Genomic DNA, 12,824 nt, shown 5'->3' with positions numbered 1-12,824 from the left:
GCTACCTGATCTGGCTGAGCGCAAAGGTGCGGGGATCGTTGCCGAGTCGGTTGCCGTTCTCCAGCATGGTGATCGACGCGATCTCGTCATCGGTCAACTCGAAGCCGTCAAGCTCGAAGTTGGCTCGGATCCGCCCGGGATCCACCGACTTGGGGATGACGATGTGCTCGCGTTGCAGATGCCACCGCAGCACAACCTGGGCCGGCGTCACCTCGTGACGCCTTGCGATCGACGCCAGAACCCGATGATCGAGGTCGCCGCCCTGACCGAGCGGTGAGTACGCCGTGACCGCGATCGAACGCTCCCGGCACAGCTCGGTCAGTTCGCGCTGCTGATAGGTGGGGTGCAGCTCGACCTGGTTGATCGCCGGAACGATCTCGCCTTCCTTGGCCAATCGGTCCAAGTGTTCGGGCAGGAAGTTCGACACACCGATTGCCCGCACTCGTCCATCGATGTAGATCCGCTCCAGGGCACGCCAACTGTCGACATACAGATCCGCAGTCGGGTTGGGCCAATGCAGCAGATACAGGTCGGCGTAGTCCAGCCCCAGGCGTTCCAGCGTTTCGTCGTACGCCTGCAGTGCCGACTCGTAACCGTGCTCCCCATTGCGTAGCTTGGTCGTGACGAACAGTTCGTCGCGCGGCAGACCGCTGGCCCGTACGGCGGCGCCCACGCCGGCCTCGTTGTTGTACGCCGCCGCGGTATCGATGTGCCGATAACCGATCTCGAGTGCCTGCTCGACCGCGGGTTGGGTGTCGTCCGGCGGGACCTGGAAGACGCCGAAGCCACGCTGGGGAACCTGTACGCCGTTGTTCAGTGTGATCATCGCGGTCAGCTGCTCGGTTCGAGGATCAGCAACGATGCCGACGGCAACGGCAGCGAGACCTCCAAAGACACGTCGCCGTCAACCGTGAGACTGCGTTCCGCTTCGAACTCCTCCAGACCCTGCCGGCTCTTGATCGTGGCCAACTCTTCGGCGGTCGGATCCTGGGGTGAGCCGAGCTGTTGCCAGACGGTGAACGCATTGCTGTGGTCGGCGTCGATGCGCAGATGCCGCAACCGGTACGACCCCGCAGGCAGGTTGCGTACGGTCACGGTCGCCGGCGTCAGGTCCTGGCTGGTCTGGTACTGGTCATCAATGTGCCGCCAGATCAGCACGGCGACGCTCCCGTCCTCCGAACGCGAAGCGAGGGCGTCGACTTCCTCAGGCATGCTGCTGCCGTCGGTGCCCTCGAGCTCGCCGACCTGCCAGGCCGCGTCCGAGGTCGTGCGAAGGCGGTTCTGCCCGAGCAGCGACAGCATCCGATAGGCGTTGAGGAACGGCTTCTCGACGCCGCCTGCAGTGAGGAAGGACCGGGTGCCTTCGAAGTAGCGTTCGGCCTCGAAGTAGAAGCTCCACGAGGTGGCGTACGCGACCTGCGCCGGCTCAGTCGCGTTCAGGTCGAGGATCTTCTTCATCAGCTTGGCCTGGAAGACCGGGTAGTACTCGGTGTTCTGGAAGCTGTAGTTGCGGTTGTCGTAGCGTCCGAAGTGCGCCGGCACCGCCGCGTCGCACTCGTCGACGATCACCGGCAGCTCGGCGTACGCCTCGTACGAACCGATCAGGCGATTGAACTCGCGCAGGTCGTACAGCATCTTCGTCGACGACGGGCTGAGCTGCTCGGCCGCCGGCTCGGCGAACGGGCGGTAGTCGCGGGTCGGGAAGTGGCAGCCTTTGGTGTGGTACGAGATGAAGTCCAGCGGCTCGCCGCGGCGCGACGTGTAGTCCAGGAAACCCTGCAGAAAGCTCAATCCGCCGCTGGTGACGGCCGGTCCGCCGACCTTGGCCTCGGGCAGCACGGTGCGTATCGCCTGGGCTGTCGCGGTGTAGAGCTCGTTGTACTGCTCGAGAGTGCCGCGCCAGTAGTCGATGTCCGGCTCGTTCCACAGCTCCCAGAGCCAGGTCTTCACCTCGGCCTCGCCGTATCGCTCGATGCAGTGCTGAACCGTGGCGCTGATCAGGCCCGCCCACTTGGCGTAGTCCTTGGGCGGATACCCCCAGGCGCCAGCCTCGTAGTTGGTGTAGGCGGTCGGGCTCGGGACGACGGTCAGCTCGGCGGCCTCGGGTGGCAGCAGGTCGCGCGGGGTGAAGCCGAGCTCCACCAGTAGGTGGTGTCCGGCGCCGACGATCGCGTCGTACGCCTGGTCTAGCAGCGTGAAGTCGTAGTACGGGTTGCCGTCGGCGTCCTCGTGGTAGACGTTGCCGTTGCTCCAGTGCGGGATGCCGAATCCGCTGCCGGAGCAGTACATGTAGTGCGGCCGGACGAAGTAGCCGGCGCCGGAGAAGTCGGCGAAGGTCTGCAGCAGACGTTTTCCGGTGGGCATGTACGTCCAGTTGAACTCGTCGTACCCGAAGCTCTCCCAGACGCGCGTCAGCGGACCCTCGGTCTCCGCGGCGTCGACCTCGATCGTCGCCGTGGTGACGTGCGGTGCATCGGGATTCCGGGGAGCGGCCGGCGGGAACGGGCCGAGGGCTCTACGTCCGGTGTGAACGGCTGTCTCGGTGGTCATCGGCGTCGTGACCTCTCTCTGCCTGAGCGGGAGGTTCCGAGTCTGCTCCGGTACTTCGTTTACTGTCAATGAGTAACTGTTTACAATCTACAGAGAGACCGGGCAGGGGTTAGAGTCGTCCCCTGCTCCGGATTACTGGCGGTAATTGGCTTGAGGAGGTGGTCGGCTTGATCCCCGACGATGTCGTGTCCCCGCTGCCGTCGCAGCGCGCTCTGGGTGACCTGGTGACCGACGTGCTCCGGGAAATGATCACGGGCGGCCGGTTTCAGCCGGGCCAGCATCTCAAGGAGACCGAGCTGGCCGACGCACTGAAGGTCAGCCGCGGGCCGATCCGGCAGGCGCTGGCGCGGCTCGAGGAAGAGGGGCACGTCGAGCTCCGGCGGCACCGCGGAGCCTTCGTCAGCACCTTGACCAGGACCGACGTCGAGGAGGTGCACACCCTCCGCGGCGCGATCGAGCGACTGGCCGCCGGCCGTGCGTGCACCCGCATGCAGGGCGCAGGATTCGCCGAGATGGACGAGGTCCTGGAGCAGATGAAGAGCGTCGACACCAAGATCGATCCGGAGGACGCCGTACGGCTGGACCTTCAGTTCCACGACATCATCTACGCGTATTGCGACCATGGCCGGGTGCAGCGCGTCTGGGAATCCATCCGTGGGCAGGTGACCGTTTTCCTGCGCGCCCGGAACGCGAGTTTCCCGGATTTCCTAGAGGTCGGCTACAGCGAACACAAGGAGCTGCGCGACGCCCTGGCCCTGGGTGATCCGCAAGCCGCGCAGGACGGAATCGACAAGCACATCGTCGGGGCGTACGAGCGACTGAAGCGGCTCAACCTGCCTGACCGGTGACCTCCTTGACTGTCGTTTGTGCAATGGTTGCAGGATGGTGGATCCACGGGCGCAGCGGACGATCGATGCGTTGTTGAGTGCAGCGGAGGAGCTCTTCGCGGCTCGGTCCGTCGCCGACGTCACGGTCGAAGAGATCGCGGCCACCGCTGGCGTTGCGGTTGGGTCGGTCTACAACCATTTCGGGTCGAAGGCCGGGCTGTACGCCGCCTTGGTCGAGCGGGCCGTTGTCGTGGATCGGCAGTTCATGGATCTCGCGTACGTCGAGGGCCGCGGGCCGGTCGAGCAGTTGTACGCCGCCGCGGATGAGTATCTCGCGTTCTATCTGGCGAACCCGGAGTACTTCCGGATGCTGGCGTTCCCCGCTGAGCCCGGGAGTTATGCCGCGGGGCAGGAGCTCGCGGAGCGGTTGGCGGATTCGGTGGACGAGCAGAACCGGCGGATGGTCGACGCGATCAAGCGCGGTATCAAGGCCGGCACGATCCGCAAGGTCAACGCCCAAGAGCTGGCGACGGTGCTGTGGTCCTCGTGGAACGGGATCATCAGCCTGGGCTGGCGGCAGGACCGCCTGCAGCGCAACCCTCGTCAGCTGAAACGCTTGCTACGGGCGGCGACGGATGCCTTCGCCCACGGTCTCCTGGTTGAGCAGGACTGACATTGCGGGTGGCAAACGGCCGGTGCTAGTGTGCGGACACTTCTTGCAATGATTACAAGAAGGAGGTCGTGGCGTGATGACGGTCTCGCGCGATGCGCGGTTAGGCACGGCGTACGACGTCGAGCTGCCCGCCGGGACGCTGCGGTATCACGCAGTTGGGGACGGTCCGCCGATCGTCTTTGTGCATGGGTATCTGGTGAACGCCAATCTGTGGCGCAAGGTCGTGCCGCTGCTGGCGGGGCAGTTCCGGTGCATCATGCCGGACTGGCCGTTGGGGTCTCATCTGGTGCCGATGAACCGAGACGCCGATCTCTCACCGCCCGGGATGGCGGAGCTGATCGCGGACTTCTTGGCAGCGCTCGATCTGCGGGAGGTGATCCTGTTCGGCAACGACTCGGGCGGCGCCTACAGTCAGCTCGCTGCGGCGGCGTACCCAGAGCGGGTCGGACGGCTGGTGCTGGCCTCGTGTGAAACTCCGGACTGCACGTGGCCGCCGGCGCCGGGCGGCTTTCCGCTGCTCAAGCGGACGGCGGTGCATCCGTTGACGTATCGCGCGCTCTATCAGGTGCTGCGATGGCCGGGGAGTTGGCGATGGCGGAACACTTATGGCTGGTTGGCCAAGTATCCGATCGACGAGGTGACTATGCGGAGCTACATCGATCCGGTGCTGAAGGATGCGGCGATCCGGTACGACGGGCGGAAGGCGATCGGTTCGGTCGACGAGCGGTACAGCCGGGGTGCCGCCGCTACGCTCGTCGAGGAGTTCGACAAGCCGATCGATTTGTTCTGGGCTGGGGACGATCGGGTGTTCCCGACCGCGCATGCGACGGCGTACGCCGAGCGGCTGGGGACTCGGGTGCAACTGATCCCGGACTCCTTCACGTACGTCGCTGAGGACCAGCCTGAGCTTGTTGCGAAGGAAGGTTTGGCGCGATGGCAGCGATAGGTTCGCGGGAATGGGTAGCTGAGACCAACGGCGCGCTGGGGTTGCCGGATCAGGTGCGGTTCGTCGCTCAGGCGATCGTTCGAGAGCTTGCGCCGCGGCGCCGAGGTGGAGCCGTGCTCGCTGCCGATCGAACTCCGCCGAGCACAGATGTCGCCCAGCGCGTCACCGACTTCGCCCGGACCGTCTTGCCCGCGCCTTTGCTGCATCACAGCATGCGCTCGTGGTTGTGGGCGTGCATGTTGGCCGAACTCGATCGGCTCGAGTACGACGGCGAGCGTTTGTACGTCGCTGCGCTGCTGCATGATGTCGCGCTTGCAGACTCGCATCGTCCCGGTCCGGACGCCGCCTGCTTCGCCGTACATGGGGCGGCGGTTGCGCGTGGCGTCGTGATCGATGCGGCTGGAGATGCTGCGCTCGCTGATGATGTGGCCGATGCGATCGCGGCGCACTTCAACGTCGCCGTACCGCTGTCGTGGGGTGCCGAGGCGCATCTCCTGCACGCGGGCACGCATCTTGACGTGGTTGGGTTGCGGCGGTTGGAGATCGCCCGGAGCAGCGTTGCCGAGGTACATGCGCAGGAGCCTCGGGCTGGGTTCGCCGACCACTTCCTCGCTGTGATGCAGGAGGAGGGGCGGCTTCGGAAGTCTTCCCGAGCCGGGCTGTTGTGGCGCCTCGGGATGGAGCGCTCGGTCCGCAGGGCTGAGCGGACAGTTGCATGAGGCACCGATTGGCGCCGGTGGCGATCGCGGCGTTCGGCGGACTCTTTGCGGGGCTGGGTATCTGGGCCGCCGTCGGCAGCGGATCGTTCACGCGTGCGCTGGCCGACTTCGGTCCGCAGAACGATCACTTGGTGCACGACTTCGGAGCGGCCTCGATCGCGATCGGGGCCGGGCTACTGCTCGCCGTACGACGTACCTCCTGGCGTACGCCGGTGCTGGTCGTCGCCACCGCCTGGAACGGGCTGCATGCGGTGTCGCATCTCGTCGATCTCTCGGAGGCGCGCTCGCGCTCGCTCGCGGTCGGGGTCGGGGAGGCGGTGCTGCTGGTCGTGGGGACCGGCGTACTCGGATTTCTCACCTTCGCGAGTCGGGAGGACGCATGACGGACTGGCCGGAAACTCACGAAAACGTTGTCCGGCAATTCCGGATCGCCTGGGAGAAACCCGATCCGCATGCGTGGGACGGTTTCCTCGATGATTCCGTCCGGTTCGTGCAGCCGATGTTGCGCGACGGCGTGGGGCCGGCGCTGTGGTGGGAGGAGTTCGCCCGGACGCAGGCGCTGCTTCCTGATCTGCGGGTCGAGGTGCTGCGGTGGGCCGGCGTGGAGGAAAACGTGTTCATCCACATTCGGTTCGTGGCGACCGTGGGTGGACGGCCGCTGAGCTGGGAGGCGGTCGATCTGCTCAGGCTCTCGCCGGAGGGTCGGTTGCTGTTCCGTGAGTCGTTCTTCGACTCGGTTCCACCGGCCGTCGCGCTCGTTCGTCGCCCGCGTGCCTGGCTTCGATGGTGGCGTTCCGGCATCGGCCCTTTCCTCGGCCGGCGGCGATTCCTGCGACCCGTCGCGCGTGATCTCTGAGTTGGTCTAGGTCGAGGGATGCTCGATGCGGTACTGCTCGGCCAGTTCGTCGAACCGCCCCTGAGTACCTTCTGTCAGCACCACGTTCCGGCCGGCAACCCGCCGTACCTCGGCTGCCACCTCGTCGGCTTTGTCCCGGGTCGCCTAGATGCCGAGCACGAGATCGTGGTCGTCGGCCAGCGTGAAACCCCACGGCACCTCGCACGGCCCGTCATGCTCCGCCACCGGACCACATCGGGGACGAACCGGACCCCGCCCTGACCGCGCCTCAGACCACAGTCGTACGGCGGTCGCGCAGTCGTAGCGGGGGGAGGGGTGGAGTCTTCGTCGGCTCGGTGCGACGATCGGCTGATGGAGGTTTTGCGGGTCGACGAGTTGGCGGCTGTTCACCTGGAACTGGCTGGGGAGAGTGACAGCGGACGTAGTGCGACGACGTTGTACAGCCGGCCCGGGGCCCGGCTGCGGCAGACGTTGATCGCGCTGGATGCCGGGCAGACTCTTGGCGAACATCAGAGCCCCGGAGACGCCTCGCTGATGTGCCTGCGGGGGGACGTCGTGCTGCGGACGGGTGATACCTCGGTCGCACTGCGGGCGGGAGATCTCGTGGCGGTACCCCCGCAGCGTCACGACGTACACGCGCGTACTGCGTCTGTTCTGTTGTTGTCAGTTGCTTTGCACTGAGGTTCGCGGGGTGGGGAATGCATTGCACCTGGAGGGTCCAGCAGGAATCCCCAGTTGCACGCTCCACCGCGGCGCAAACGATTGCATAATCTGTTGGAAGCGTGTCACTCTTGGTGCCGAAGAGCGCCATCGACGTCGCTGGCTGTGTCGCGCATTGCAACGTGAGGAGCGTCAGGTGACGCGTATCGCCTTCCTGCACACCGGAGCCGTGGTTATTCCGACGTTCGTGACGCTCGCCGCCGAGCATCTGCCCGGTGTGGAGGTGCAGAACCTGCTCGACGACAAGATCGTCGCCGATCTGGGCCGGGGTGCTGCGGTTGAGCAGGTCGCGCAGCGGCTCGCTGATCTTGGTGATGCCGCGGTTGCGGCCGGCGCGGAGGCGGTGATGTTCACGTGCTCGTCGATCTCGCAGTACGCCGGACCGCTTGCCGACCGTCTTGGTGTTCCGGTGTATCGCGTCGACGAGGCGATGGCGGACGAGGCAGTTCGCGCCGGTGACCGTGTCAGCGTCATCGCGACGCTGCCCACGACGGTGCAGCCGACGGCTGCCCTCCTCCGTGAACGGGCCGAGATCCAGGGCCGCGACGTCCAGATCGACGAGGTCGTCGTACCGGGTGCGTTCGAGGCAGCCGTCGCGGGGGATCGCGTTCGTCACGACTCGCTGGTGGCGGACGCGATCAAGGCGGCGTCCGGCGACGTGGTCGTTCTCGCGCAGGCGTCGATGGCGTCGGCGGCCGAGGGGCTCGACCTCGCCGTCCCGGTCCTCACCAGCCCCGAACGCGGCATCCGCCGCCTGGCCGAACAGCTCAATTAGCTACAACTCAGTTGACCGATCGCTTGCGGCCACCGATTGTGCGGTCGAGGACGCCGTAGCCGGCCAGGCCCAGGGCCATGACGGCCACTAAGAACAGCACGACCGCGACCGTGATGTTCGCCGGCCGCGCGATCAGGCCGGCGACGGCCAGGACCACGCCGATCACGGCGAACGAAATGACCAGGCGTCGGCTCATCGGCTCGTACATCACGACGCCGATGCTATCCGGCGCGCGGCTCACCTCTTGACGTCGGGCGGATGCCTGCGGCAAGGTTTACAGCGCTGCATTACAGCGCTGTAAGTCCTGAGCAGAGAGCAGGTAGATGCGTCCCGACATCGTCATCGTGATGACCGATCAGCAGCGGGTGGGGCTGACGCGGCGGAGCGGGTATCCGGTGGACACCATGCCGTTCGTCGACAGCCTGGCGGACCGCGGAACGGATTTCCGGAACGCGTACACGGCCGCGCCGGCCTGCGTTCCGGCGCGCACCAGCCTGCTCACCGGCCGGTTCCCGAGTGCCCACCAGGTCCGGCAGAACAGCAACGCCCAGCACGCACGGTTCGCCCAGGATCTGGTCGACGTACTGCGGGCCGCCGACTACCAACTGCACTTCGCGGGAAAGCCGCACATGCACCGCGACGCGCAGGACTTCGACACGTACGCCGGTCCGTACTTCCACACCCATGGACCCGAGCGGAACGCGGAAGAAAACGCTTTCGACAAATGGCTCGAGAACCTCGACCACGGCGTCTCCGACGAGCCGACGCCGTACGACGTGAAGAACCAACTGCCCTACCGCATCACCACCGACGCACTGCAAGCGGTCCACGAAGCCGACCCCGACAGACCCGGCCTGTTCTGGGTCTCCTATCCCGAGCCCCACAACCCCTACCAGGTCCCTCAGCCCTACTTCGACCTGGTCAGCCCCGAAGACGTTCCCGACCGCACAACGGGACCCGAGGCAACGGAAATCAAGGGCGGCAGCTACGCCTGGCTGCGCAAGCTCCAGGAGGAGAAGCGACCCGGGTACGACGACATGTGGCGCCGGTACGCCGCCAACTACCTCGGCATGCTCAATCTCCTCGACGACCAGATCGCCCGCCTGCACGAGGGTCTCGCCCAACGCACCCGGCCGCGGCTCACGATCGTCCTCGCCGACCACGGCGACTACGTCGGCGAGTACGGCCTGCAGCGCAAGGGCGCCGGCCTGTCCGAGTTCCTGATGCGGATCCCGCTGATCATCACCGGCGACGGCGTACACCCCCAGCAGCGCGACGAACCGGTCTCGATCGTCGACGTCCTGCCCACCATCTGCGAAACCGTCGGCCAACCGATCCCCGACGGCGTCCAGGGCCGCAGCCTCCTGCCACTCACCCACGGCGAGGACGCACCCGAGGAGGAGTTCGGCAGCATTATCGCCGAGCACGGGTACGGCGGTCGCGCGTACGACGTGACCGCCCGGCCGCCGCTGCACTTCGGGTACGACGGTCCGACGTTCGACGAGCTGAACACCGTCACCCAATCCGGCGCCGCGCGGATGCTCCGCAGCGGCCGCTGGAAGCTGATCGTCCATGCCGACCGGCCCGGTGAGCTGTACGACCTGGCCCAGGACCCGGCCGAGCTCGACAACCTCTTCGACGACGACGCGCATGTGGCCGTCCGGGCCCGCGTCCTGCACCAGCTCGCCCGCTGGCAGGCACGGCTGACCGACGACCTCCCGAACGGCAACTACACCCCGCTCCGCCTGCCCCACAACTGGCGCTGGGCACCCCAAGGAGAATCAAGATGAACACCTTCAGCCGCCGGACCCTGCTGGGTCTCGGCGCCGCCACCGCCGCGGCGATCACCGTCCCTGGCTGCTCCGGCAAGTCCGGTCCGATGCGCGTTTCCTGGTACGGCCCGGATCCGGTGACCAAGGCGCTCAACAAGGCGCTGGACGCGTGGAAGTCGAGCGGCGGCGCGGAGTACTCCGCGGAGAGCGCTCCCTTCGACGACTACTGGGACAAGCTCGCCACGCAGACCTCCGGCAACAACGCGCCCGACGTACTGCGGATGTCGATGAGCTACTTCAGCGACTACGCGGGACGGAGTGCGCTGAAGGACCTTGGCTCGCTGGGGATCGACACGTCGGGTCTCGACAAGGACGTTGCCGCCAGTGGTGTCGCCGACGGCAAGAACTACGGGGTCGGGCAGAGCTCGATCAGCTACTCGATGTACGTCGACGAGGGCGCGATCAAGAACGCCGGCGGCACCGTGCCGGCGCAGGGCTGGACCTGGGACAAGTTCGCCGAGTTCGCCCGCGACTACTCGGGTTCGGTGCAGGGCGCGTTCGGGTCGAGCGACCAGGCCGGAAACTTCCAGCTGTTCGAGGTGTACGCGCGCCAGCACGGCACGGAGATGTTTTCCGACGACGGCGGAAAACTGCTGACGACCAAGGAAACCGTCCAGGAATGGTTCCAGTACTGGGCAGACCTGCGGAACGCGAAGGCCGCGCCGCCGCAGAACGTGAGCGGTGAGACGACGGGGATCGAGAAGTCGTTGATTGCCACCGGCAAAGCTCCGCTGCAGTTCGGCTGGGTCCAGCAGGTCACCTTCTACCAGCCGCTGGTGAAGAGCCCGCTCACAGTTCTCCCTGTCCCGCAGGGCAAGGCCGGCGATCTGACCGGTCAGTTCGTGAAGGGCCTCGACCTGTGGTGCATCTCGGCCGCGAGCAAGCACCCTGAGGACGCTGCGAAACTGATCGGGTTCCTGCTGAACGACGAGAAGGCAATCAAGGCGATCGGCATCCTTCTCGGCGTACCGCCGTCGAAGAAAGCGCGTGACTTGGTTTCCGCGGACGCGGGTTCGGCCGGCGCGCGGGCGATCAAGTACGTCGAGGATCTGGCCGGCAAGGTCGGTCCGTCGCCGAAGCCGTGGCCGAAGGGGTACGGCGAGCTGCTGACCGGGTTCGACCGGATCGCGGAGAACATCGGTTTCGGTAAGAGCACACCGGCGGCGGGCGCTCAGGAGTTCGTCGACCTGGCCGGAAAGACTCTCGGTCAGTGATTTCCCGATTAAGGCAGAGCGTTCCGGCGTACCTGTTCCTGCTGCCCTGGCTGATCGGCGTACTCGGGCTGACGATCGGCCCGATGCTGCTGTCGCTCTACTACTCGTTCACCGACTACGCGCTGCTCAACACCCCCGAGTGGACCGGGCTGCACAACTACACGGCCCTCTTCCAGGACTCGCGGTACCTGCACTCGCTGCGCGTCACGTTCATCTACGTCGGCGTCTCGGTGCCGCTCGAGATGGCATTCGCGCTCGCCGTCGCCGTACTCCTGAACCGGGGGCTCAAAGGTCTCGCTGTCTACCGAGCGTTGTACTACGTCCCGAGTCTGCTCGGTGGGAGTGTCGCGATCGCCCTGCTGTGGCAGCAGATCTTCGGCAGTGACGGCCTGCTCAACGACGTCCTCGGCATCTTCGGCATCCACGGCCGCGGCTGGATTTCCGAGCCGGGTACGGCGCTGTGGACCCTGATCCTGCTCCGGGTCTGGCAGTTCGGCGCCCCGATGGTGATCTTCCTGGCCGGACTGCGGCAGATCCCGGACGAGGTGCTCGAGGCCGCCGAGGTCGACGGTGCGGGCCGATGGCAACGATTCTGGCGGGTGACGCTGCCGCTGCTCTCGCCGGTGGTGTTCTTCAACCTGGTGCTGCAGATCATCGGCGCGTTCCAGGCGTTCACCCCGGCGTTCGTGATCAGCGGCGGCAAAGGCGGCCCGTCGGACTCGACGCTGTTCTACACCCTGTACCTGTACCAGCAGGCGTTCGGAAACTTCCGGATGGGGTACGCCGCCGCGATGGCCTGGGTGCTGCTGCTGATCATCGCGGTCTTCACCGGACTGAACTTCGTCCTCGGCCGCACCTGGGTGTTCTACGGAGACGAAGGGGTACGTCGATGAGACGCGTACTGGCCCACGCCGGCCTGACCGCGGGCGCACTGATCATGCTCTACCCACTGCTCTGGATGATCAGCGCCTCGCTGCGGCCGAACAACGAGATCTTCGACCGTCCCGGGCTGATCCCGGAGCACCCGACGCTCGGGAACTACGCGCTCGGCTGGTCGTCGACCGGGACCAGCTTCGGCATCTACATCATGAACTCGCTGATCATCTGCGCCGCGGTGGTGATCGGCAACGTGCTGACCTGCTCGCTGACGGCGTACGCGTTCGCGCGGCTCACGTTCGTGGGCCGGAAAACGTTGTTCGCGCTGATGCTGGCGACGATCATGCTGCCTGCTCACGTGACCCTGATCGCGCAGTACTCGATTTTCCGGAAGCTGAACTGGATCGACACGTTCTGGCCGATGATCGTGCCGAGTTTCCTGGCCACCGACGCGTTCTTCGTGTTCCTGATGGTGCAGTTCATCCGGTCGATCCCGGTCGAGCTGGACGACGCGGCCCGGATCGACGGCTGCGGGGCGTGGGGCATCTACCGGCGGATCATCCTGCCGCTGCTGTCGCCGGCGCTGGTGACGACGGCGATCTTCTCGTTCATCTGGACCTGGAACAACTTCTTCAGCCAGCTGATCTACCTGTCCACGCGAACCCGGCTGACGGTGCCGGTCGCTCTGCGCGGCTTCCTGGATGCCACCGGCAGCTCGGAGTGGGGCGCGCTGTTCGCGATGAGCGTCGTCACGCTGGTCCCGGTTGTCGTGGTGTTCGTGATCTTCCAGCGCCGCATCCTGGCCGGAATGGCCCACACCGGCCTCAAATGAGATC

Annotated in this window: 16 protein-coding genes; 13 read left to right on the top strand and 3 right to left on the bottom strand. The window is 66.1% G+C overall.

Annotation, left to right across the window (positions count from 1 at the left end; genetic code table 11):
- Position 1: 1 nt before the first annotated feature.
- On the bottom strand, positions 2-826 hold the full coding sequence (locus EV649_RS11265) for an aldo/keto reductase (RefSeq protein WP_130383138.1): 825 nt from the start codon (positions 824-826) through the stop codon (positions 2-4).
- 5 nt (positions 827-831) lie between these two features.
- Entirely contained in the window at positions 832-2,550 is a 1,719-nt protein-coding gene (locus tag EV649_RS11260; protein WP_130383137.1) for a glycoside hydrolase, read from the bottom strand.
- A gap of 167 nt (positions 2,551-2,717) precedes the next feature.
- Between EV649_RS11260 and EV649_RS11255 the strand changes: the two genes are divergently transcribed.
- From EV649_RS11255 to EV649_RS11215, 9 genes are all read left to right on the top strand, one after another.
- On the top strand, positions 2,718-3,398 hold the full coding sequence (locus EV649_RS11255) for a GntR family transcriptional regulator (protein ID WP_198682393.1): 681 nt from the start codon (positions 2,718-2,720) through the stop codon (positions 3,396-3,398).
- 34 nt (positions 3,399-3,432) lie between these two features.
- Entirely contained in the window at positions 3,433-4,050 is a 618-nt protein-coding gene (locus EV649_RS11250) for a TetR/AcrR family transcriptional regulator (RefSeq protein ID WP_198682392.1), read from the top strand.
- Between the two features lie 76 nt (positions 4,051-4,126).
- A complete protein-coding gene (locus tag EV649_RS11245) occupies positions 4,127-4,996 on the top strand; it encodes an alpha/beta hydrolase (RefSeq protein ID WP_130383136.1) in 870 nt (289 codons plus the stop codon).
- Positions 4,984-5,715, top strand: a complete 732-nt coding sequence (locus EV649_RS11240; RefSeq protein WP_130383135.1) for an HD domain-containing protein — start codon at positions 4,984-4,986, stop codon at positions 5,713-5,715. Before EV649_RS11245 ends, EV649_RS11240 begins: the two co-directional genes overlap by 13 nt.
- The gene (locus EV649_RS11235; protein WP_130383134.1) at positions 5,712-6,098 is read left to right on the top strand and encodes a hypothetical protein; all 387 of its coding nucleotides are present in this window, start codon (positions 5,712-5,714) and stop codon (positions 6,096-6,098) included. The genes EV649_RS11240 and EV649_RS11235 overlap by 4 nt, the downstream gene beginning before the upstream one ends.
- Positions 6,095-6,571, top strand: a complete 477-nt coding sequence (locus EV649_RS11230) for a nuclear transport factor 2 family protein (protein ID WP_130383133.1) — start codon at positions 6,095-6,097, stop codon at positions 6,569-6,571. Before EV649_RS11235 ends, EV649_RS11230 begins: the two co-directional genes overlap by 4 nt.
- An 18-nt stretch (positions 6,572-6,589) precedes the next feature.
- Positions 6,590-6,832, top strand: a complete 243-nt coding sequence (locus tag EV649_RS11225; RefSeq protein ID WP_130383132.1) for a hypothetical protein — start codon at positions 6,590-6,592, stop codon at positions 6,830-6,832.
- 90 nt (positions 6,833-6,922) lie between these two features.
- Positions 6,923-7,252, top strand: a complete 330-nt coding sequence (locus EV649_RS11220) for a cupin domain-containing protein (RefSeq protein WP_130383130.1) — start codon at positions 6,923-6,925, stop codon at positions 7,250-7,252.
- 175 nt (positions 7,253-7,427) lie between these two features.
- On the top strand, positions 7,428-8,066 hold the full coding sequence (locus EV649_RS11215) for an aspartate/glutamate racemase family protein (RefSeq protein ID WP_130383128.1): 639 nt from the start codon (positions 7,428-7,430) through the stop codon (positions 8,064-8,066).
- A gap of 7 nt (positions 8,067-8,073) precedes the next feature.
- On the opposite strand, the gene EV649_RS11210 is transcribed toward EV649_RS11215, so the two are convergent.
- Positions 8,074-8,277, bottom strand: coding sequence for a hypothetical protein (locus tag EV649_RS11210; RefSeq protein ID WP_130383126.1), 204 nt, complete (start codon positions 8,275-8,277; stop codon positions 8,074-8,076).
- A 112-nt stretch (positions 8,278-8,389) separates the two neighbouring features.
- Between EV649_RS11210 and EV649_RS11205 the strand changes: the two genes are divergently transcribed.
- The 4 genes from EV649_RS11205 to EV649_RS11190 are packed head-to-tail and all read left to right on the top strand — an operon-like array spanning position 8,390 to position 12,820.
- Positions 8,390-9,856: a sulfatase-like hydrolase/transferase gene (locus tag EV649_RS11205; protein ID WP_130383124.1), complete on the top strand. Its 1,467-nt coding sequence runs from the start codon at positions 8,390-8,392 to the stop codon at positions 9,854-9,856.
- On the top strand, positions 9,853-11,112 hold the full coding sequence (locus EV649_RS11200; RefSeq protein ID WP_130383122.1) for an extracellular solute-binding protein: 1,260 nt from the start codon (positions 9,853-9,855) through the stop codon (positions 11,110-11,112). The genes EV649_RS11205 and EV649_RS11200 overlap by 4 nt, the downstream gene beginning before the upstream one ends.
- The gene (locus EV649_RS11195; RefSeq protein WP_130383120.1) at positions 11,109-12,005 is read left to right on the top strand and encodes a sugar ABC transporter permease; all 897 of its coding nucleotides are present in this window, start codon (positions 11,109-11,111) and stop codon (positions 12,003-12,005) included. Before EV649_RS11200 ends, EV649_RS11195 begins: the two co-directional genes overlap by 4 nt.
- Positions 12,002-12,820, top strand: a complete 819-nt coding sequence (locus EV649_RS11190; RefSeq protein WP_130383118.1) for a carbohydrate ABC transporter permease — start codon at positions 12,002-12,004, stop codon at positions 12,818-12,820. Before EV649_RS11195 ends, EV649_RS11190 begins: the two co-directional genes overlap by 4 nt.
- Positions 12,821-12,824: the final 4 nt, after the last annotated feature.

The organism is Kribbella sp. VKM Ac-2569, assembly GCF_004216905.1.
Classification (GTDB): domain Bacteria; phylum Actinomycetota; class Actinomycetes; order Propionibacteriales; family Kribbellaceae; genus Kribbella.
Note: the sequence above shows the minus strand (reverse complement) of the source record. Positions and strands in the feature narration are given on the sequence as shown.

Coding starts and splice junctions, on each gene's coding strand:
- EV649_RS11260 (WP_130383137.1), bottom strand. CDS start 2,550: ATGACCACCGAGACAGCCGTTCACACCGGACGTAGAGCCCTCGGCCCG.
- EV649_RS11225 (WP_130383132.1), top strand. CDS start 6,590: ATGCTCGATGCGGTACTGCTCGGCCAGTTCGTCGAACCGCCCCTGAGT.
- EV649_RS11200 (WP_130383122.1), top strand. CDS start 9,853: ATGAACACCTTCAGCCGCCGGACCCTGCTGGGTCTCGGCGCCGCCACC.
- EV649_RS11265 (WP_130383138.1), bottom strand. CDS start 826: ATGATCACACTGAACAACGGCGTACAGGTTCCCCAGCGTGGCTTCGGC.
- EV649_RS11205 (WP_130383124.1), top strand. CDS start 8,390: ATGCGTCCCGACATCGTCATCGTGATGACCGATCAGCAGCGGGTGGGG.
- EV649_RS11220 (WP_130383130.1), top strand. CDS start 6,923: ATGGAGGTTTTGCGGGTCGACGAGTTGGCGGCTGTTCACCTGGAACTG.
- EV649_RS11230 (WP_130383133.1), top strand. CDS start 6,095: ATGACGGACTGGCCGGAAACTCACGAAAACGTTGTCCGGCAATTCCGG.
- EV649_RS11245 (WP_130383136.1), top strand. CDS start 4,127: ATGACGGTCTCGCGCGATGCGCGGTTAGGCACGGCGTACGACGTCGAG.
- EV649_RS11240 (WP_130383135.1), top strand. CDS start 4,984: ATGGCAGCGATAGGTTCGCGGGAATGGGTAGCTGAGACCAACGGCGCG.
- EV649_RS11250 (WP_198682392.1), top strand. CDS start 3,433: ATGGTGGATCCACGGGCGCAGCGGACGATCGATGCGTTGTTGAGTGCA.
- EV649_RS11190 (WP_130383118.1), top strand. CDS start 12,002: ATGAGACGCGTACTGGCCCACGCCGGCCTGACCGCGGGCGCACTGATC.
- EV649_RS11235 (WP_130383134.1), top strand. CDS start 5,712: ATGAGGCACCGATTGGCGCCGGTGGCGATCGCGGCGTTCGGCGGACTC.